Here is an 18,995-nt window from a genome sequence, read left to right on the forward strand (position 1 = left end):
CCCAGTGGTGGTCACCGGTCGTCAGTGGCCTGGCCAAGCCATCCGCGCCGGGCGGCCTCCACACCCGCGTGGAAGCGGGACTGCGCGCCCAGCCGCGTCATCGCGTCGGCGAATCTGGCGCGCACGGTGCGGACGGAGACGCCGAGGTGCCGGGCGATCGACTCGTCGCACATGCCCTGGGCGGCCAGCCGGATCACCTGGACGGTGCCGTCGGAGCGGTGGCCCCACGGCATGGGCACGGACCGGCCCCACCACTCCTCGAACAGCGACGTGAGCACGCCCACGACGATCGGCGTGCGTAACAGGTAGAAGTTGTAGGCGTGGTCGGGCAGGTTGCCGCCCCACAGCGCGGGCAGGCCGGCGGCCTCGTCGCCGGCGGTCATGAACCAGCTCGGCACCCGGTCGAGCGTGCGGACCCCGCCGCCGGTCTGCAGCAGGCGGCCGAGCCGGTCGCGTACGCCGGGCATGGCCAGGGTCTCGACGGGGACGACGGCGCGCACGGTGAGCAGGCCGCGCTGCTGCGCGTCGATCCAGGGATCGGCGAACTTCCGCGCGAAGTCGCTCATGGTGCGCTCGTCCGGGATGGCGGTGAGCACCGTCATCGGCGGCGACTGCACGGCCATGCCGACCACGCTCTCGTACAGCACGTCCGCCCCGCTGACCAGCTCCACCGGGAACGGCCCGCTCTGGTAGTCGCGTCCCGCGTCGTAGTCGCGGATGAGGCCGCGGATCGACCCGAGGGCCGAGTCGATGCGCCTGCTCTCCTCGGCGAGCCGGTCGAGCCGCTGCGCGATCAGCCGCCCGAGCGCGCCCGCCGGGTGACGGGCCAGGTACTCGCCCGAGTGCTCGTCGACCACGCCCAGCCGTACGAGGTCGTCGAGCTGCCTGCCGACCTTGTCGCACGGCCCGCCCATCGCCTCCGCCAGCTCCGTGAGCGTGGCGCGGTGCAGGCGCAGCACCGCCGTGTAGAGGGCCGACTGAGCGGGGTCGAGGCCCAGCGCCGCGAGGGGATCGGGCACGTCGGGTGACTCGTTGCGCATGGCGGATGGCTCCGTACGGGGGACCGGGGGTGCCGCGAGGATAACGCGGCATCGGCGCCATGTCCGCCTCCTTGCGCGGGATGACGCGGCATCGGTGCAACTTCGTGCAATTGCACGTTTGCACATTGCGGCGTGCCGCTGGGTGACGCAGGCTTGACGGAGAGTCGGCGGATCCACGAGCCGCGGAGCGCGGGCCATCAGGACACGGAGGGGGGTCCGGTGGCGCGACGCGCGCTCCGGCCCGGGCCGCCGGTGGCCGGGGGACGGGACGGATCACCGACCGTCCCGTCCCCCGGCCCTTTTTCGATGCCGGGAGTACGACGGGCCGTGGGGGTCATCGTCCTCCCGGCATCCTTCCTGTTTGGACGCAGGCCCTAGACTTGTCCCCATCACGCGCAACGGCAGGAGGGGGCCGCAGCATGTCCAAGTTCACCGAGGTGGGTCTTACCTTCGACGACGTGCTGCTCGTGCCGGGTTATTCGGATCTCCAGCCGGGTGAGGCCGACACCAGTTCGCGGTTGTCACGCAACATCACGCTGTCCATCCCGCTGGTCTCGGCGGCCATGGACACGGTCACCGAGGCCCGCATGGCGGTCGCCATGGCCCGGCAGGGCGGCATCGGCGTCCTCCATCGCAACCTGGCGGCCGAGGAGCAGGCCCAGCAGGCCGACCTGGTCAAACGGTCCGAGGCCGGCATGGTGACCAATCCGGTGACCTGTACCCCCGACCACACGCTGGCCGACGTCGAGCGGCTGTGCGCCACGTACCGGATCTCCGGCGTGCCGGTCACCGACCGCGACGGCATCCTCGTCGGCATCGTGACCAACCGCGACATGCGGTTCGAGACCGACCAGGCGCGCCCGGTGCGCGAGGTGATGACCTCGATGCCGCTGGTCACCGCCCCGGTCGGCGTCTCCCGGGACGACGCGTTCGCCCTTCTCCGGCAGAACAAGATCGAGAAGCTGCCTCTCGTCGACCCCGACGGCCGGCTGCGCGGCCTCATCACGGTCAAGGACTTCACCAAGAGCGAGCAGTACCCCCTGGCCACCAAGGACGCCGACGGCAGGCTCGTGGTCGGCGCGGCGGTGGGCGTCGGCGGCGACGCCGAGGTGCGGGCCAAGGCGCTCATCGAGGCGGGCGTCGACGTCATCGTGGTCGACGTCGCGCACGGCCACTCCAAGGGCCTGGCCGACATGGTCGCCAAGGTCAAGGCCAACAGCAGGGTCGACGTCATCGCCGGCAACGTCGCGACGAGGGCCGGCGCCCAGATGCTGGTCGACGCGGGCGCCGACGCCGTCAAGGTGGGCGTCGGGCCGGGCTCCATCTGCACCACGCGGGTCGTCGCCGGGGTCGGCGCGCCGCAGGTGACCGCGATCCACCAGGCGGCGCTGGCCTGCGGCCCCGCCGGGGTGCCGGTCATCGGCGACGGCGGCCTGCAGTACTCCGGCGACATCGTCAAGGCGATCGCCGCGGGCGCCGACACGGTCATGCTCGGCTCGCTGCTCGCCGGCTGCGAGGAGTCGCCGGGTGAGCTGATCTTCATCAACGGCAAGCAGTTCAAGTCGTACCGGGGCATGGGCTCGCTGGGCGCGGTCCGCAACCGCGAGCGCGGCGGCACCTCCTTCAGCAAGGACCGCTACGCCCAGGCGGAGGTCGGCGGCGAGGACAAGTACATCCCCGAGGGCATCGAGGGCCAGGTCCCGTTCCGCGGCCCGGTCGCCGCGGTGGCGCACCAGCTCATCGGCGGCCTGCGGCAGGGCATGTGGTACGCGGGGTGCCGCACGATCGGGCAGATGCACACCGACTGCCAGCTGATGCCGATCACCGCGGCGGGCCTCAAGGAGAGCCACCCGCACGACATCCAGATGACTGTCGAAGCTCCGAACTATCACAGAAGGTAATCCATGACTCAGCAGGTGGAGATCGGCCGGGGGAAGACGGGACGCCGGGCGTACGCGCTCGACGAGATCGGCCTCGTCCCCTCGCGGCGCACGCGTGACCCGGAGGAGGTCTCGATCGCCTGGCAGATCGACGCCTACCGGTTCGAGCTGCCCGTCGTGGTCGCCCCCATGGACAGCGTGGTGTCGCCCGCCACCGCGATCGAGATCGGCCGGCTCGGCGGCCTGGCCCCGCTCGACCTCGAAGGGCTGTGGACGCGCTACGAGGACCCGGCGCCGCTGCTGGAGGAGTGCTCCGGGCTGGACGCCGAGGCGGCGACCAAGAGGCTGCAGGAGATCTACACGGCGCCGATCAAGGAAGAGCTGATCGGCCGGCGCATCGAGGAGATCCGCGCCTCCGGCGTGACGACGGCCGTGCGGCTCTCGCCGCAGCGCACCGTCCAGTACCACAAGGCCGTGATCGACGCGGGCGTGGACATCTTCGTCATCCGCGGCACCACGGTCTCCGCCGAGCACGTGTCGGGCCGGGCCGAGCCGCTCAACCTCAAGCAGTTCATCTACGAGCTGGACGTGCCGGTCATCGTGGGCGGTTGCGCCACGTACACGGCCGCGCTGCACCTCATGCGCACGGGCGCGGCGGGCGTGCTCGTCGGGTTCGGCGGCGGCGCCTCGCACACCACGCGCAACGTGCTGGGCGTGGCCGTGCCGATGGCCACCGCCGTCTCCGACGTCGCCGCGGCCCGCCGCGACTACCTCGACGAGTCGGGCGGCCGCTACGTGCACGTGATCGCCGACGGCGGCATGGGCACTTCGGGCGACATCGCCAAGGCCATCGCCTGCGGCGCCGACGCTGTCATGGTCGGCTCGCCGCTGGCCCGCGCCTCCGAGGCGCCCGGCCACGGCTACCACTGGGGCTCGGAGGCGCACCACCCCGACCTGCCGCGCGGTCGCCGCGTCAGGTTCGATACGGTGGGCACGTTGGAGCAGATCCTGCACGGGCCGTCGAGTGTCGCCGACGGGTCGATGAACCTCATGGGCGCGCTCAAGCGGACGATGGCGTCGACGGGCTACTCCGACATCAAGGAGTTCCAGCGCGTCGAGGTGGTCGTCGCCCCGATCCAGCCCTGACGCGTCCGCCTTCCCCGCCGATTCACCTGCCGGGCGGTCCTCCCGGGGTGGCCTGACCGGTCACGTCATCCCGGGAGGTCGTCCCGCCAGATCACGCTGTGCAGGTCGGTGCCCCGGATGACCTGGACCCGCCACGGCGTCAGCCGCAGCACATGGAGCTTCGGGTCGTCGACGCCCTTCCAGAAGGCGCCCAGGTCGTAGCCGGCGCCCGGCGGGCTGCCGTTGGCGTACAGGTCCCAGACGTGGCGGCCGATCTCCCTGTCGACGACCCATTCGGCGACGGCGTCGATGCTCACCGCGTTCTGGCGGGGACTCCAGTACGAGAACGTGGTGTGCGGGTTGCCCGCCAGGTGGGCGGCCTTGACGGGCGTCCGGTACGTGGCCAGCCAGCCGAGCGGGCGGCCGTCCACCACCTCCCAGACGGGGATGAGCACCCGGGCCCGGGGCCGTCCCCTGGCGTCCACGGTGGTCATCGTGGCGTAGACGATGTCGCCGATGTAGGCGTTGAACCGGGGCTCGATCGTCGCGAACGACCGCGTCCTGGAGGCCATCGCCATCCTCCTCAGGCCGATGCCCGCGCGGGGGCGGGCTCGGCGGTCTCGGGCGCGGGCCGGCGGGCGCCGCGCAGGCCGAAGGCGGTGACCAGGACGGCCAGCACCGCGGCGGCCACGGGGACGACGAGGGCCGCGCGGATCGCGTCGAGCCTGGCCTCGGGGCCGGTGGCGTCGCCGAGCGCGGCGACGCTCACGGCGGTGACGGCCGCCAGCCCCAGCGCGGTGCCGAACTGGAAGGCGGTGTAGAGCAGGCCGCCGGCCAGGCCGTGCTCGTGCTCGTCCACGCCCTCCGTGGCGGCCATGGTCAGCGGCCCGTACGCCAGGGAGAACGACAGCCCGAGCAGCAGCATGGTCGGGAACATGGCGGCGTACGTCCAGTCGTTCCCGACCGGCAGGAACAGCGCGTACGCGACGGCCGCCAGCGCCAGCCCGGCGAACAGCACCCGCGCGTTGCCGAACCTGTTGACCAGCCACGGCGTCACGGTCGGGGCCAGGACGGTGTCGATGCCGATCACCAGCATGGCGAGGCCGGTCTGGATGGTGCTCCAGCCGCGCACTTCCTGGAGGTAGAGGGTGGCCAGGAACTGGAACCCGGCGAACGAGACGAGGAAGAGCAGCGCTCCGAGGTTGGCGCGGACGAGGGGCGCCGATCGCAGGATGCCGAGCCGGACGAGGGGGTCGGCCGAACGCCGCTCGATCACGACGAACGCCGCCAGCAGCGCCACTCCCGCCGCGAACGCCGCGACGGTGACCCACAGCCCCTGGCCGGGATGCTCCAGCCGGATCACCCCGTAGACCAGCAGCAGCATCGACCCGGTGATGGTGAACGCGCCGGCCAGGTCGAAGCCGCCCCGCTGCCGCTCGCGCGAGTCCTTGACCAGCGGGACGGCCGCCGCCAGGATCAGGGCGGACAGGACCACCGGGGCGAAGAACACCCACCGCCAGCCGAGCGCGGCCAGCAGCCCGCCGGCGACCAGGCCGAGGGAGAAGCCGCCCGCGGCGATGCCCGCGTACACGCCGAGTGCCTTGGTGCGCCGGGGGCCCTCGGGGAAGTTGCCGGTGAGCAGCGCCAGCCCGGCGGGCGCCATGAACGCGGCCGCCACCCCCGTGACGAACCTGGCGACCAGCAGCGTCCATCCCTCGGTGGCCAGGCCGCCCAGCCCCGAGAACGCCAGGAAGACCGTGAGCCAGGTCAGGAACATCCGGCGCCGGCCCAGCAGGTCGGCGGCGCGCCCGCCGAGCAGCATGAAACCGCCGTAGCCCAGCACGTACGCGGAGACGACGCCGCTGAGCACCTCCGTGGACAGGCCGAGGTCGGCCCGGATCGCGGGCAGCGCCACGTTGAGCATGGCCACGTCGATGCCTTCGAGGAAGACGGCGCCGGCGAGGACGAGCAGGACGCCCCAGGAGCGCGCGTCCATGCGTTCGGTGGATGAGGACATGAGAGCCTTCCGCACTTTTGGTTCTTTCTGGTAACTAGGAGCATCTTTCGTCACCGGCGGCATGCAGGGAAGACGGCACTTTCACCTCACTCGGTTACTGCGAAGTCACCGCTTCCGTCCTGCTTATGTGCTGCGTATATACACCGGGTATATACACTGTGGTCATGAACACGTCTCGCATGTCCGGCTTGGCGGCCGGGGTTCTGATCCTGGTGACGTCCGCCTGCCTGACGTCCCCCGCGAACGCGGCCCCGTCCACGACCGCGGCACCGTCCACGACCGCGGCCACGCCGGCGACCGGCGTCCGGGCGGTCACGCCCGCCCTGCCGAAGCCGACCGGGTCGCACGCGGTCGGCACCACGTCCCTGTACCTGAAGGACACCTCGCGCCCCGATCCCTGGGTCCCCACGGCGAAGGCCAGGGAGCTCATGGTGTCGCTGTGGTATCCGGCCGCGTCGCCGGGCAAGCGGCGGGCGCCGTACATGACCGCGAAGGAGTCCGAGGCCCTGCTGAAGGACGGCGGGATCACCGGCGTGCCCCTGGACGTGCTGAGCAGGACGCGCACCAACGCCTTCACCGACGCCCGGCCCGCGCGGCGCGGCCACGGCCTGCCCCTCGTCGTCCTCTCGCCGGGCTTCACCAAGCCCCGCGCCACGCTCACCGGCCTGGCCGAGGACCTGGCCAGCAGGGGCTACGCGGTCGCCGCGATCGACCACACGTACGAGAACGTCGCCACGACCTTCCCCGACGGGCGGGTCACCACCTGCGTCGCCTGTGAGGGCGACCACGACCTGGCGTTCTGGAAGAAGGTGGGCAAGGGGCGGGCGGCCGACGTCTCCTTCGTGCTCGACGAGCTGACCGGGAAGGGCGGCAAGCTCGCCGCCCTCGTCGACCCGTCCAGGATCGCGATGGCCGGGCACTCCGCCGGAGGGGCGAGCACCCTCGACGCGATGGTGCGGGACTCCCGGCTGCGGGCCGGTATCGACATCGACGGCACCACGGAGGGCCCGATCCCGGAGGGCGGGCTGTCGCGCCCGTTCATGTTCCTGGGCAAGCCGGCGACGTACACGCCGGGAACCGGCGGCCCCGCCGCCTCCTGGGAGAACGACTGGAAGCTGCTCACCGGGTGGAAGCGCTGGCTGCTGGTGACGGGTACGGTGCACGAGTCCTTCACGGACGTCGGGCTGCTGGCCGACCAGTTCGGCATCGAGATCGGAGCCGAGCTGTCGGGGGCCCGCTCGATGAAGGTCACGCGCGCCTACGTCGGGGCCTTCTTCGACCGTCACCTGCGCGGCGAGCGGGAGCCCCTGCTCGACAAGGCGTCGGCGCGCTACCCCGAGGTCAAGTTCTGCGCCCCGGAGACGAAGACCTGCGCCTGAGCGTCCGAGCTCATTCGAGGTTGGTGTGGCGTGATCGCGACATCTCCGCCGGCTCCGACCGGTGTGCCCGGACCCGGTTGGTGATCAGGTCGGCCAGGACGAAGAGGGCGATCTCGTAGGCGCTCCCCATGGGCAGCACGGCCGTCGAGTCACGGTCGTCGGCCATGGTCTGGGCCCTGATCCGGACGACGCGATCCGCCCGGCCGGCGGGCGGGTTCCGCGGCTGGGCCGTCAGGTACAGCATGCGGGCGCCCGCCCGCACGGCCACGCCGGCCAGCGCCTCCACCGTGGACAGCCGGCCGGGGCCGCAGGACAGGACGACCACGTCCCCCTTCCCCACGGCCGGGCAGGTCATCTCGCCGGCGTAGTGAGCGTCGAGCCCGGCGTGGAACAGCCGCATCACCAGCCCGCGCAGCGCCAGGCCCTCCCGGCCGGGCGCGTAGCAGGCGATCCGGCGCGCCGCGAGCAGCTCCTCGGCGATCGCATCGAGCTCGGCCTCCGGCACGCTCCCGACCGCGGCGGCGATCTCGTCCACCGCGCGCGCGGCGTCCCCGGGAGGCCGGTCGTACGTCGTCATGGCGCCCTCCTCGCTCGGCCCCCTCCTCCAGTCTCCCCGGCCCCGGTCTCCCGTCGAGCTCCGGGCGGCCCGCCGCGAGCGGCTCCGTCGCCTAACATCCGGGTGTGGCGGATCTTCAGTGGACGCATGAGGTGGAGCTGCTGGGCGACCGGGTCGTCAAGCGGTACACCGGCGACGACCCGGAGGCGGGGGAGCGGGAGTGGCGGGCACTGACGCTGCTGGCCGAGCACGCGCCGGGGCTGGCGCCGGCGCCGATCGCGTTCGACGGCTCGGTGACGATGTCGCGCCTCGCCGGGATTCCGCTGCGGTCGCTGCCGGGCGCCGGGGCGTACGCGGGGCACCTGGCGCGGGCGGCGGACCGGCTGCACGCGGCGGTGCCGCGCGACGTGCTCGCCCGCCTGCCCGAACGTCCCTGGCACCTCGCCCCGCTGGCCGCCCAGGTGCGGGAGTGGTGCGCCCGCTGGACCCCCCGCGAGCCGCTCGCCGATCAGGCTGTCCGCGAGGGAGCGCGGTGGCTGGAGCGGTGGCGTCCCGGCGAGGAGGGCGTGAGGCCGGTGTTCGGCGCGGGCGACGGGAACCTGGCGAACTTCCTGTGGGACGGTGCCCGGGTGCGGATCATCGACTTCGAGGAGTCGGGGCGCAGCGACCGCGCCTTCGAGCTGTCCGAGATCTCCCAGCACGTGTCGATGTGGGTGGACGGTGAGGTGGACGTCCTGGCCCACGTCGAGCTGTCCCCGGCCGAGGAGCGGCGCCTGGCCGGGTGCCGGCGGTTGCACGCGCTGATGTGGCTGTTCCTGCTGTCCCCCGAGGGGCCGCGCAACCCGCCCGGCACGTTCCGGCGGCAGGCCGGGCGGGTGCTGCGCTGCTTGGGCGGCTGAGCCGCGGGGTCACTCGCCGAGGACGCCCAGCAGGTGGATGACCTCGCGGGTGACCGCGTCGCGGCCCGCCCGCACGTACTTGCGGGGGTCCACGACCTTCGCGTCGTGCGTCAGGTGGTCGCGGATGGCGCCGGTGAACGCCTTGTTCAGGTGCGTCGCGATGTTGATCTTCTTCATGCCCTGTCGTACGGCGGCCTGGAGGGTGTCGTCGGGCACCCCCGACGAGCCGTGCAGGACCAGCGGCACCGGCACCGCGTCGCGCAGCTCGGCGATGAGGTCCAGGTCGAGCACGGCGTCCTTGGTGGTCATGGCGTGGGAGGTGCCCACGGCCACGGCCAGGGCGTCCACGCCGGTGCGCGCCACGTAGTCCACGGCCTCGTGCGGCTTGGTGCGGGCGCCCGGGGCGTGGACGCCGTCCTTGCCCCCGACCTCGCCCAGCTCGGCCTCCACCCACACGCCGCGCTCATGGCACCAGGCGGCGACGGCGGCGGTGGCGGCCATGTTCTCCTCGTCGGGCAGCGCCGAGGCGTCGAACATCACCGACCCGATGCCCAGCTCCACCGCCTCCTCGACCAGTGCCCGGTCGGTGGCGTGGTCGAGGTGGACCGCCACCGGCACGGCGGCGCGGCGGGCGACCGCGAGCGAGGCCAGCGCGATGGGCTCAAGGGCGCCGTGGTAGCGGACGCAGTTCTCGCTGATCTGGAGCACCACGGGCAGGCCGAGGGCCTCGGCTCCGGCGACGATCGCGGTGGCGTGTTCGAGCTGGATGATGTTGAAGGCACCCACCCCCGCGGGGGACGCGCGGACGATGTCGCCGGTGGTGGCGAGAGGCATGGCGGGCTCCTCCTGGATCAGGCTCAGGTGATCTCGACGGTTCAGGTGATCTGCTGCTTCAGGCGATTCAGGTGATCTCGATGAGCGGGCGCGTCCTGGCGTAGACGTCGCGGTCGAAGTCGCCGGCCACCGGGGCGGCCACGGCGGCCGCGCCGAGCGCCGCGGCCGTGCGGAGCCGTTCGGGCCACGCGGCGCCCTCGACCAGCCCCAGCGCGAGCCCCGCCACCAGCGAGTCACCGGCGCCCGTCGGGTTGCCCTCCACCCGGTACGGCATGCGGGCCCGGAACGTGCCCTCGGGGGTGACCGCGTACACGCCCTCCTCGCCGAGCGAGACGACCACGGACTCGGCCCCGCGGGCCCGCAGGTGCTCGGCTCCCTCGACGGGGTGGTCGTGCGGCGGCACGGCCCGGGCCAGCTCGTGGACGTTGGGCTTGACGATCGTGGGACGGCCGGCCGGGGCGTGGCGGAGCGCCTCCCCGTCGGCGTCGACGATGGCGGGCACCCCGTGCTCGGCGGCCAGGGCGGCCAGCGTCGCGTACGTGCCGGCCGGGACGCCACGGGGCAGGCTGCCCGAGAGGACCACGGCGTCGGCCCGCTCCAGCAGCGACGCGTACACCCGGCCGAACTCCCGCAGCTCCGCCGCCGACACCTCAGGGCCGGGCTCGTTGAACAGCGCCGCCCCGCCGGGGCCGCCCGTGACGGCCAGCGTCGTACGGGACTCGGCGGCGATGGGGACCAGCGCGTGGGGCAGTCCGGCGGCCTCCAGGTCGGCCTCGACGGCCCGCCCGACAGGGCCACCCGCCAGGCCGGTGACCAGCACCTCCTGGCCGAGGCCGCGCAGGACGCGGGCCACGTTGACGCCCTTGCCGCCGGCCCGCCGGTGGACGGTCTGCACCCGGTTGACCCCGGCCCAGTCGACCTCGGGCACCTGGTAGGTGACGTCGAGGGCGGCGTTGATCGTCACGGTGAGGATCATCGGGGCTCCGTCAGCCAGGCGCCGCGCCTCATCACGCCGGCCACCTCCAGCTCGTCGGTCAGCACGACCAGGTCGGCGGTCTTGCCGGCGGCGATGGAGCCGATCTGAGCGTCGAGCCCCAGCACGCGCGCCGGGGTGAGGGAGGCGGCCACGGACGCCTCGGACAGCGTCAGGCCCACCTCGGTGACGGAGCGCCGGAAGGCGACGTCCATGGTGAGCGTGCTGCCCGCGATCGTGCCGCCCTCGGCCAGCCGGGCGGCGCCGCCGGACACGGTCACGCGCAGCGCGCCGAGCTCGTAGTCGCCGTCGCCCATCCCGGCCGCTGACATCGCGTCGGTGACCAGCGCCGTCCGGCCCGGCCCGGCCACCGAGCAGGCGAGGCGGAGCATGGCCGGGTGCACGTGGACGCCGTCGTTGACCAGCTCGACCGTCACCCGCTCGTCCTGAAGGAGGGCGGCGACCGGGCCGGGGGAGCGGTGTCCGAGCGGCGGCAGCGCGTTGTAGAGGTGGGTGGCCACGCTCGCCCCGGCGTCGATGCCGTCGAGGGTCTGCTCGTAGGTGGCGTCGCTGTGGCCGAGGGCGGCGAGCACGCCGTGGTCGCGGGCCGCGCGCACGGTGTCGAGCGCCCCGGGCAGCTCCGGCGCGATCGTCAGCATGCGGACGTGGCCGCGGCCGGCCTTCACCAGCCGCTCGAACTCGCGCGGCGACGGCTCACGCAGCAGCGCCGGATCGTGCGCGCCGCAGCGGGCCCTGGAGATGTACGGGCCCTCGAAGTGCAGGCCGGCGAGCAGGCCGTCGTCGCACAGGTCGGCCAGTGACGACGCGGCGGCCTCCAGGTCGGCCACGGCGGCCGTGACCAGGCTCGCCACCAGGGTCGTGGTGCCGTGGCGCCGGTGCAGCTCCACGGCGTCCCGCGCGCCGTCCTGGTCACCGGTGGGGAAGGAGCCGCCCGCGCCGCCGTGGTTGTGGATGTCGACGAATCCGGGGACGACGTACCGGCCGCCCAGGCTGTGGCCGGCGCGCGGCGCGCGGCCGTGGCCGACGTGCGTGATGCGGCCGTCCTCGATGGCCAGCCAGCCGTCGTGGATGCCTTCGGGGGTGACGACGCGGGCGTCGGCGAGAGTGAGGCTCATGAAGAAAGGATCACAGATCGGGTGAGGTGCAGGGGCTCGTCCGGGTCGAGGCCGCGGGCCGTGGCGCGGGCGACCGCGACGCGCTGGGCGCGGACCAGCTCGGCCATCGGGTCGAGCCCGCTCTCGTGGAACGCGCCGCCGGTGGCCTCCACCTGCTCGCGCAGCCCGTCGGGCGCCTTGCCGAGCATCCAGGTGACGCGGCCGGGCCCGGCGATGCTGATCGGGCCGTGACGGTACTCCATCGCCGGGTACGCCTCGGTCCAGGAGCGCGACGCCTCGCGCATCTTCAGCGCGGCCTCCTGCGCCAGGCCGACCGACCAGCCGGCGCCGAGGAAGCTGAACTGCTCCGCCTCCACGAGCGCGGGGTCGAGGGGCGACGCCAGCACGTGCTCGGCGTCGGCGATGGCCGGGCCGAGGTCCTCGCCGAGGCTGGCGCGCAGCATCGCGAGCTGGGTGGTGGCGAACCGGGTCTGCACGACGGACCGCTCGTCGGCGTAGTCGAGCACGATCACCTGGCCGGCGGCGGTCATGATGGGAGTGTCGGGGTCGGCGGTGATGGCCGTGGTGGGCGAGCCGGTCCGGTTCAGGAACTCCAGGACCTCGGTCGTGGTGCCGGAGCGGCTCAGCGCGATGACGCGGTCGTAGCGGCGGCCGGTGGGGGCCTCGGAGGCGGCGAACGCGTCGGTCTCGCCCTGCCCGGCCCGCTCGCGCAGGGCCGCGTACGCCATGGCGATGAACCAGGAGGTGCCGCACCCGACGACGGCGACGCGCTCGCCGGGGACGGGCAGTGCGTCCGCGGGCACGTCGGCGACGGCGCGACGCCAGCACTCCGGCTGGGAGGCGATCTCGGCTTCGGTGTGAGTGGTCACCAGTTACCTCCCGGGTGCGGGGTTTGCGTGTTCCTGTGCTTTTTATAGCAGAAAGGAGCACAATTGTGCAGGTGTGGCTGCGTCGGCTCTGGTGTGCCACCCTTGCTGCTGACGGAGCCCGGAGGAGGCGCGCGTGTCCCGATACGACCGGTGGAACACCATTCTTGAGCTGCTCGCTCAGGAGGGCCGCCTGTCCGTCGAGGAGGCCGCGCAGGCGCTCGACGTCTCCGCGGCGACCATCCGGCGCGACTTCGACCAGCTGTCCTTGCAGCAGATGCTCATGCGCACGCGGGGCGGCGCGGTGGCGCAGAGCGTCAGCTACGACCTGCCGCTGCGCTACAAGACCGCCCGGCACGCCGACGCCAAGCACCGCATCGCGGCCGCCGCGGCCTCGCTCGTCTCCGCCGGCGCCGTGGTCGGCATGAACGGCGGCACCACCACCTCCGAGCTGGCCCGCGCGCTGGCCACCAGCACCGCCCTGGAGTCCGGGTTCACGGTCGTCACCAACGCGCTCAACATCGCCGCCGAGCTCACCGTCCGCCGGCACGTCAAGATCGTGGTCACGGGCGGGGTGGCGCGGCCGCAGTCGTACGAGCTGATCGGGCCGCTCGCCTCGGGCGTCCTGGAGCAGGTGACGCTGGACGTGGCCTTCCTCGGCGTCGACGCGATCGACGTCGAGCTCGGGGCCTCGGCCCACCACGAGGGCGAGGCGAGCGTCAATCACCTGCTCATCAGCCGCGCCCAGCAGGTGGTGGCCGTGGCCGACTCCTCGAAGGTCGGCGGCCGGGCGTTCTCCCGGATCTGCGCCATCGGCGAGATCGACACGCTCGTCACCGACGACGGGCTCCCCGACGACCAGGCCGCCCGGCTCACGGACGCGGGCGTCAAGGTCGTCCGCGCCTAGCGCTCCTAGCGGGCGGCCGGTGTGGCGAGGGCAACTTTCCCCGGCGTTACATGCCCGTCGCCCGGCGGGTAGGTATGGGAGCGCAATGGATGCAGGCCGTACACCAGGGAGAGCTAATGACGGCGGGAAGAGGCGTGGCCCGGCTCGGGCCCGCCGAGCGGACGGCGGCGCTCGCCCGGATGAGCGCCGAGGAGCTGGACGTCGTGGTGGTGGGGGGTGGTGTGGTCGGAGCGGGGATCGCGCTCGACGCCGCGACCCGTGGCCTCGACGTGGGAGTGGTGGAGGCGCGCGACTTCGCCTCCGGCACGTCCTCCCGCTCCTCCAAGCTGATCCACGGCGGGCTCCGCTACCTGGAGCAGCTGAACTTCGAGCTCGTCCGCGAGGCGTTGCAGGAGCGCTCCCTGCTGCTCCAGCGCATCGCGCCGCACCTGGTGCGGCCGGTTCCGTTCCTCTTCCCGATGACGCACCTCGGGTGGGAGCGGCCGTACGTGGGGGCCGGGGTCGCGCTCTACGACATGCTCGGCTTCGCCTCGGGGCTTACCCGGGGCGTGCCGGGCCACCGGCACCTGTCCCGGTCCAAGGCGCTGCGGCTCGCGCCCGCGCTGAAGCGCACCTCGTTCACCGGTGCCGTGCAGTACTGGGACGCCCAGGTCGACGACGCCCGCTACGTGATGACCCTGCTGCGCACGGCCGCCGGCTACGGCGCGCACGTCGCGCCGCGGGCCCAGGTCGTCGGGTTCCTGCGCGAGGGGGAGCGGGTCACCGGGGTGCGGGTGTGCGACCTGGAGAGCGGCGAGGAGTTCGAGATCCGCGCCCAGCAGGTCGTCAACGCCACCGGCGTGTGGACCGACGACATCCAGGAGCTGGTCGGCGGCCGGGGGCAGATCCACGTCCGCGCCTCCAAGGGCATCCACCTGGTGGTGCCGCGCGACCGCATCCACTCCAGCACCGGGATCATCCTGCGTACCGAGAAGTCGGTGCTGTTCGTCATCCCGTGGGGCCGGCACTGGATCGTCGGGACCACCGACACCGAGTGGACCCTGGACAAGAGCCACCCCGCCGCCTCCCGCGCCGACATCGACTACCTGCTCGACCACGTCAACGCGGTCCTGGCGGTGCCGCTGACCCGCGACGACGTCGAGGGTGTGTACGCGGGGCTGCGCCCCCTGCTGTCGGGCGAGTCCGACGAGACCTCGAAGCTGTCGCGCGAGCACGTCGTCGCCCACCCGGTGCCCGGCCTGGTGATGGTCGCCGGGGGCAAGTACACGACGTACCGGGTCATGGCCAAGGACGCCGTGGACGCCGTCGCGCACGGCCTCGACCAGCGCGTCCCGCGGTCGTGCACCGACCGCATCCCGCTGGCCGGCGCCGAGGGCTACCAGGCCCTGTGGAACTCCCGGCACCGCATCGCCCACGAGTCCGGCCTGCACGTGGCCCGCATCGAGCACCTCCTCCAGAGGTACGGCTCGATGATCGACGAGGTGCTGGAGCTCATCCGGGAGGACCGGTCGCTGGCCAGGCCGCTCGACGGCGCCGACGACTACCTGCGCGCGGAGATCGTCTACGCCGCCACCCACGAGGGCGCTCGGCACCTGAACGACGCGCTGACCCGCCGCACCCGCATCTCGATCGAGACGTTCCACCGGGGCAAGGCCGTCGCCCGGGAGGCAGCGGAGCTGATGGCCGGGCCGCTCGGCTGGGACGCGGAGCAGGTCAAGGCGGAGGTCGAGTACTACACCAAGCGGGTGGAGGCCGAGCGGCTCTCCCAGGAGCAGGACACCGACCAGGACGCCGACGCGATCAGACTGGGCGCGCCGGAGATCGTCCCGGTCGTCTCACCCGAACACCCCTGACGCCCTCCGCGGGACCTAGATGGTGATGAAGCCGGTGGCCAGGCCGATGACGCCCAGGACGGCGCCGACGGCCACCACGGCGAACAGGGTCACCTCGGCGGGGGAGGAGAAGAGGCGTCTGCCGTGCTCGCGGCGGGTGAGGGCGAACAGGATCGTGCCGGGCGCGTAGACGACGCATGACAGCAGCAGGAACTTCAGCCCCGCGGCGAAGATCAGGAACGCCGTGTAGAGGACGGCGAGCGCGGCCACCAGCACCTGCGTGCGAGGGCCGCCCAGCTTGAGCGCGTAGCCGGCGGCGAGCAGGTACGGCACCAGTGCCAGCGCGCTGGTCAGCTTGAGCGTGAAGGTGAACGCGTCCTCCGACAGCAGCGTGACGAGCAGCACGGCGGTGATGAGGGCGCTGGTCAGCATGAGAGCGGCCGAGGGGGTGCCGTGGCGGTTCTCGCGCCGCAGGAAGGCGGGCATGTCGTCGTCGCGGGCCGCCACGAACAGCACCTCGGCGGCCATCAGCGTCCAGGCGAGGTAGGCGCCGAGCACCGAGACGATGAGGCCGACGCTGATGAGGACGGCGCCCCAGGGGCCGACGACCGCTTCGAGCACTCCCGCCATGGACGGCTGGCGCAACGCCTCCGTACGCGCCTTGGGCAGTGCGGCGTAGGACAGGAGCGTGACCGAGGCGAACAGGGCGAGGACGCCGAGGAAGCCGAGTAGCGTGGCCCGGCCCACGTCCTCGCGCCTGCGCGCGTAGCGGGAGTAGACGCTGGCGCCCTCGACGCCGAGGAACACGAAGACGGTGACCAGCATCGTGGCCCTGACCTGCTCGAACAGCGGCCCGTCGCCCCACAGGTTCGCGCTGAACGTGTCCGCCTTGAAGGTGAGCGCGAGGATCGCCACGAACAGCAGGATCGGCACGAGCTTGGCCACGGTCACGATCCTGTTGATCCCGGCGGCCTCCTTGACCCCGCGCATGATGACGAAGTGGAAGCCCCACACGCACACCACGGAGACCGCCACCGCCGGCGGCGTGTTGCCCTCGCCGAAGCCAGGGATGACCGCGCCCAGGGTGGACTTGATCAGCACCCAGTAGGAGACGTTGCCGACGCAGGCGCTGGCCCAGTAGCCGAACGCGGAGAAGAAGCCGGGGAACTCGCCGAATCCCGCCTTCGCGTAGGCGTAGACGCCGGCGTTCAGGTCCGGCCTGCGCACGGCCAGCGACTGGAAGACGAAGGCCAGCATCAGCATGCCCGCACCGGCGACCACCCAGGCGACCACCGCGCCGAACACGCCGGTGGCCTGGGCGAAGTTGCGCGGCAGCGAGAACACGCCGGCGCCCACCATCGAGCCGACGACCATGGCGGTCAGCGTCGGCAGCGACAGTTTCTGGGCAGTCGTCCTGGCGTCCGTCGCTCTGCTGTCGTCGGCGCACATGGGCTTCAGTGAGCCAGGCGAGCGGTGACGAGGTCGGTGAAGCCGTTGGCGAGGAGAATGACGGCGATCGCGGTCAGCAGGATGCCCGCGACGCGATCCAGGATCATCGCCCCTTTGAACGAGATGCGCCGCTGGACGTGGCCGGACAGGTAGAGCGTCACCCCCGTGACCACGGCGAAGCACAGGGCGGCCAGCGACAGGGCGAGCTTGTCCGGCAGGGTGGTCGCGGCCGCCGACGCGGCGACGCCGAAGGCGAAGGTGGTGCCGCCGACGGTCAGCGGGAAGCTGAGCGGGGTGAACAGGATCGACTTGGGCTCCGGCACCGGCTCGGACGAGGGGTTGGCACCCGGCTGCCGCTCCTCCTCCAGCCTTTCCAGCTCTTCCACCGCGCCGGCCTGGCCCCGCATCAGCGGAATGGCGGCGTACGCCAGGGCGATGCCACCGGTGGCAGTCAGCGCCGCGGTGCTGATGCCGAGCAGCTTGAGCAGCGGCTCGCCGATCCACAACGCCGCCAGGACGAAGACGGCGACGTTGACGGCGAGCCCGATCGCGAGCCGGTTGACCTGCTTGTGGGTGTACGGCCGGACGATCGGCAGGTACGAGGCCAGTGCCGCGACCGGGCTGTAGAGCCCGAACAGCGCCAGGAAGAGAATCAGTGCCGGATGGGTCATCGGAGTCCTTACGCCGGGAAGCCGCTGCGGTCGCGACGGGCTCTAGACCGGGTCACGCAGGATGGGGCAGGTCATGCAATGCCCGCCGCCCCGGCCCTTGCCCAGCTCGAAGCCCTCGATCTCGATGACGTCCACGCCGTGCTCGCGCAGCTTCCGGTTGGTGAACTCGTTCTTGTGGTAGCCGACCACGACACCCGGCTCCAGGGCGACGAAGTTGCTGCCGCTGTCCCACTGCTCCCTGGCCCGCTGGTAGTCGTCCCCGCCCGTGGGGATGATGTCGAGCTTGCCGATGCCGAGCGCGTCCTCGAAGGCGGCGGCCAGGTTCGGCTCGCGGTGCACGTCCAGGGTGCCCTCCTTGTCGCCGGGCCGCAGCGAGTAGACGGCGGCGTTCTCGACGACCGGCGGGTACCCCGTGGCCTTGTCCACGTCCAGCAGCGTGAACACGGTGTCGAGGTGCATGTAGGAGCGGTGCGGCGGGATGTTGACCGCGAGCACCCTGGTGGCCGCCCCCGCGGCGAACAACTCCCCGGCGAGGTGCTCGATCATGATCGGGCTGGTGCGCTCGCTGACGCCGATGGCGACGGTGGCGTTGCCGATGGGCATCATGTCGCCGCCCTCCAGCGAGGCCCGGCCGAAGTCCTCCTCGTCGAAGCTGCCGTCGTCGCCCATCGGCGGGTACCAGTACGCGAAGCCGTCGTCGGCGAACATCGGGTGGAAGTGGTAGACGATGCTCTGGTTGATGGTCTCCAGGCGGCGGGCGTGGTAGTAGAGCGGGTTCAGCGAGACCCCGCCGTACAGCCAGGCCGAAGGGTCGCGCTGGTAGAGCGAGTTCGGCAGCGGCGGCAGGATGAACGATCCGATCCGGGCCATGGCGGTGACCAGGGAGCGGGCGTCGAGCCCTTCCCTCCTGGCCCGCGTCTCGGCGACGAACTCGTCCTTGGTGAGCCCGCCGATCAGGTGTTCGGCCAGCTTCTCCCCGCTCCAGGAGGAGAGCTCCGCGCGGATCTCGTCGACGAGCTGCGGGCCGACCGTCAGGTGCGTGACGGTGCGCTCGACCGCGTGCCTCTTCGCCTCGGGAGCGGCTTCCAGCGCCTCGGCGAGCAGCTGCTGGTGGTGGAACACCTCGATGCCGCGACCGCGCATCAGCTCCACGAACGCGTCGTGCTCGACCTGGGCACGGCTGACCCACAGCACGTCGTCGTAGAGCAGCTCGTCCTTGTTGGCCGGCGTCAGCCGCTTCAGGCTGAGGTCCGGCCGGTGCACGATGACCTGCCGCAACGTGCCCACCTCGGAGTGGACCCCATATCTGGTGCTCACGACGTTCCCCCGTCCAGGTCGACCAACCCGCTTCCTTCCACTACGCATTTGGGGTCAATCGTCGACGGTGAGTGTTTTGTCAAAGGTTGGCGGTGCGGCGATCTCCCTTCAAGG

Annotated in this window: 17 protein-coding genes; 6 read left to right on the forward strand and 11 right to left on the reverse strand. The window is 72.4% G+C overall.

Annotated features, from left to right (window positions below):
• Nucleotides 1-11: 11 nt before the first annotated feature.
• Entirely contained in the window at nucleotides 12-1,040 is a 1,029-nt protein-coding gene (locus tag ACIBG4_RS36560; protein WP_397206346.1) for a helix-turn-helix domain-containing protein, read from the reverse strand.
• Between the two features lie 419 nt (nucleotides 1,041-1,459).
• Here ACIBG4_RS36560 and guaB point away from each other — a divergent pair, with 419 nt between their 5' ends.
• Nucleotides 1,460-2,941, forward strand: a complete 1,482-nt coding sequence (gene guaB / locus ACIBG4_RS36565; RefSeq protein ID WP_355445123.1) for an IMP dehydrogenase — start codon at nucleotides 1,460-1,462, stop codon at nucleotides 2,939-2,941.
• A 3-nt stretch (nucleotides 2,942-2,944) separates the two neighbouring features.
• Complete coding sequence (locus ACIBG4_RS36570; RefSeq protein ID WP_355445126.1) at nucleotides 2,945-4,066, forward strand: GuaB3 family IMP dehydrogenase-related protein; 1,122 nt, start codon at nucleotides 2,945-2,947, stop codon at nucleotides 4,064-4,066.
• A 65-nt stretch (nucleotides 4,067-4,131) separates the two neighbouring features.
• Here ACIBG4_RS36570 and ACIBG4_RS36575 read toward each other — a convergent pair whose 3' ends face one another.
• Both ACIBG4_RS36575 and ACIBG4_RS36580 read right to left on the reverse strand, forming a co-directional pair.
• The gene (locus ACIBG4_RS36575; protein WP_397206349.1) at nucleotides 4,132-4,617 is read right to left on the reverse strand and encodes a pyridoxamine 5'-phosphate oxidase family protein; all 486 of its coding nucleotides are present in this window, start codon (nucleotides 4,615-4,617) and stop codon (nucleotides 4,132-4,134) included.
• A gap of 11 nt (nucleotides 4,618-4,628) precedes the next feature.
• A complete protein-coding gene (locus ACIBG4_RS36580; RefSeq protein WP_397206351.1) occupies nucleotides 4,629-6,062 on the reverse strand; it encodes an MFS transporter in 1,434 nt (477 codons plus the stop codon).
• A 164-nt stretch (nucleotides 6,063-6,226) separates the two neighbouring features.
• Here ACIBG4_RS36580 and ACIBG4_RS36585 point away from each other — a divergent pair, with 164 nt between their 5' ends.
• Nucleotides 6,227-7,441 (forward strand): alpha/beta hydrolase family protein, encoded by a 1,215-nt coding sequence (locus ACIBG4_RS36585; protein ID WP_397206353.1) that lies wholly within the window; start codon nucleotides 6,227-6,229, stop codon nucleotides 7,439-7,441.
• Between the two features lie 10 nt (nucleotides 7,442-7,451).
• Here ACIBG4_RS36585 and ACIBG4_RS36590 read toward each other — a convergent pair whose 3' ends face one another.
• Nucleotides 7,452-8,018, reverse strand: a complete 567-nt coding sequence (locus ACIBG4_RS36590; protein ID WP_397206355.1) for a hypothetical protein — start codon at nucleotides 8,016-8,018, stop codon at nucleotides 7,452-7,454.
• A gap of 104 nt (nucleotides 8,019-8,122) precedes the next feature.
• Between ACIBG4_RS36590 and ACIBG4_RS36595 the strand changes: the two genes are divergently transcribed.
• Entirely contained in the window at nucleotides 8,123-8,896 is a 774-nt protein-coding gene (locus ACIBG4_RS36595) for an aminoglycoside phosphotransferase family protein (protein WP_397206357.1), read from the forward strand.
• Between the two features lie 9 nt (nucleotides 8,897-8,905).
• On the opposite strand, the gene ACIBG4_RS36600 is transcribed toward ACIBG4_RS36595, so the two are convergent.
• The 4 genes from ACIBG4_RS36600 to ACIBG4_RS36615 all read right to left on the reverse strand — a co-directional run bounded on the left by ACIBG4_RS36600 (nucleotide 8,906) and on the right by ACIBG4_RS36615 (nucleotide 12,708).
• A complete protein-coding gene (locus ACIBG4_RS36600) occupies nucleotides 8,906-9,730 on the reverse strand; it encodes a ketose-bisphosphate aldolase (RefSeq protein ID WP_397206359.1) in 825 nt (274 codons plus the stop codon).
• A 67-nt stretch (nucleotides 9,731-9,797) separates the two neighbouring features.
• Nucleotides 9,798-10,706 (reverse strand): 1-phosphofructokinase family hexose kinase, encoded by a 909-nt coding sequence (locus ACIBG4_RS36605; protein WP_397206361.1) that lies wholly within the window; start codon nucleotides 10,704-10,706, stop codon nucleotides 9,798-9,800.
• Nucleotides 10,703-11,839, reverse strand: coding sequence for an N-acetylglucosamine-6-phosphate deacetylase (gene nagA / locus ACIBG4_RS36610; RefSeq protein WP_397206363.1), 1,137 nt, complete (start codon nucleotides 11,837-11,839; stop codon nucleotides 10,703-10,705). Before nagA ends, ACIBG4_RS36605 begins: the two co-directional genes overlap by 4 nt.
• Nucleotides 11,836-12,708: an SIS domain-containing protein gene (locus ACIBG4_RS36615; RefSeq protein WP_355445153.1), complete on the reverse strand. Its 873-nt coding sequence runs from the start codon at nucleotides 12,706-12,708 to the stop codon at nucleotides 11,836-11,838. Before ACIBG4_RS36615 ends, nagA begins: the two co-directional genes overlap by 4 nt.
• Nucleotides 12,709-12,841: 133 nt before the next feature.
• On the opposite strand from ACIBG4_RS36615, the gene ACIBG4_RS36620 reads away from it, so the two are divergent.
• Complete coding sequence (locus ACIBG4_RS36620; RefSeq protein WP_397206365.1) at nucleotides 12,842-13,612, forward strand: DeoR/GlpR family DNA-binding transcription regulator; 771 nt, start codon at nucleotides 12,842-12,844, stop codon at nucleotides 13,610-13,612.
• A gap of 116 nt (nucleotides 13,613-13,728) precedes the next feature.
• Nucleotides 13,729-15,465 (forward strand): glycerol-3-phosphate dehydrogenase/oxidase, encoded by a 1,737-nt coding sequence (locus tag ACIBG4_RS36625; RefSeq protein ID WP_397206367.1) that lies wholly within the window; start codon nucleotides 13,729-13,731, stop codon nucleotides 15,463-15,465.
• A 15-nt stretch (nucleotides 15,466-15,480) separates the two neighbouring features.
• Here the strand turns inward: ACIBG4_RS36625 and ACIBG4_RS36630 are convergent, their stop codons facing one another.
• From ACIBG4_RS36630 to ACIBG4_RS36640, 3 genes are read right to left on the reverse strand one after another with little or no spacing between them, the layout of a single operon-like run.
• Nucleotides 15,481-16,893: a basic amino acid/polyamine antiporter gene (locus ACIBG4_RS36630; RefSeq protein ID WP_397206369.1), complete on the reverse strand. Its 1,413-nt coding sequence runs from the start codon at nucleotides 16,891-16,893 to the stop codon at nucleotides 15,481-15,483.
• 5 nt (nucleotides 16,894-16,898) lie between these two features.
• Nucleotides 16,899-17,564 (reverse strand): MarC family protein, encoded by a 666-nt coding sequence (locus ACIBG4_RS36635; protein ID WP_397206371.1) that lies wholly within the window; start codon nucleotides 17,562-17,564, stop codon nucleotides 16,899-16,901.
• A 42-nt stretch (nucleotides 17,565-17,606) separates the two neighbouring features.
• On the reverse strand, nucleotides 17,607-18,881 hold the full coding sequence (locus ACIBG4_RS36640; protein WP_397206373.1) for an arginine deiminase: 1,275 nt from the start codon (nucleotides 18,879-18,881) through the stop codon (nucleotides 17,607-17,609).
• Nucleotides 18,882-18,995: the final 114 nt, after the last annotated feature.

The sequence above is a fragment of the Nonomuraea sp. NPDC050383 genome (assembly GCF_044459125.1).
GTDB lineage: Bacteria > Actinomycetota > Actinomycetes > Streptosporangiales > Streptosporangiaceae > Nonomuraea.

Coding starts and splice junctions, on each gene's coding strand:
- nagA (WP_397206363.1), bottom strand. CDS start 11,839: ATGAGCCTCACTCTCGCCGACGCCCGCGTCGTCACCCCCGAAGGCATC.
- guaB (WP_355445123.1), top strand. CDS start 1,460: ATGTCCAAGTTCACCGAGGTGGGTCTTACCTTCGACGACGTGCTGCTC.
- ACIBG4_RS36625 (WP_397206367.1), top strand. CDS start 13,729: ATGACGGCGGGAAGAGGCGTGGCCCGGCTCGGGCCCGCCGAGCGGACG.
- ACIBG4_RS36600 (WP_397206359.1), bottom strand. CDS start 9,730: ATGCCTCTCGCCACCACCGGCGACATCGTCCGCGCGTCCCCCGCGGGG.
- ACIBG4_RS36585 (WP_397206353.1), top strand. CDS start 6,227: ATGAACACGTCTCGCATGTCCGGCTTGGCGGCCGGGGTTCTGATCCTG.
- ACIBG4_RS36580 (WP_397206351.1), bottom strand. CDS start 6,062: ATGTCCTCATCCACCGAACGCATGGACGCGCGCTCCTGGGGCGTCCTG.
- ACIBG4_RS36570 (WP_355445126.1), top strand. CDS start 2,945: ATGACTCAGCAGGTGGAGATCGGCCGGGGGAAGACGGGACGCCGGGCG.
- ACIBG4_RS36590 (WP_397206355.1), bottom strand. CDS start 8,018: ATGACGACGTACGACCGGCCTCCCGGGGACGCCGCGCGCGCGGTGGAC.
- ACIBG4_RS36560 (WP_397206346.1), bottom strand. CDS start 1,040: ATGCGCAACGAGTCACCCGACGTGCCCGATCCCCTCGCGGCGCTGGGC.
- ACIBG4_RS36605 (WP_397206361.1), bottom strand. CDS start 10,706: ATGATCCTCACCGTGACGATCAACGCCGCCCTCGACGTCACCTACCAG.
- ACIBG4_RS36635 (WP_397206371.1), bottom strand. CDS start 17,564: ATGACCCATCCGGCACTGATTCTCTTCCTGGCGCTGTTCGGGCTCTAC.
- ACIBG4_RS36630 (WP_397206369.1), bottom strand. CDS start 16,893: ATGTGCGCCGACGACAGCAGAGCGACGGACGCCAGGACGACTGCCCAG.
- ACIBG4_RS36575 (WP_397206349.1), bottom strand. CDS start 4,617: ATGGCCTCCAGGACGCGGTCGTTCGCGACGATCGAGCCCCGGTTCAAC.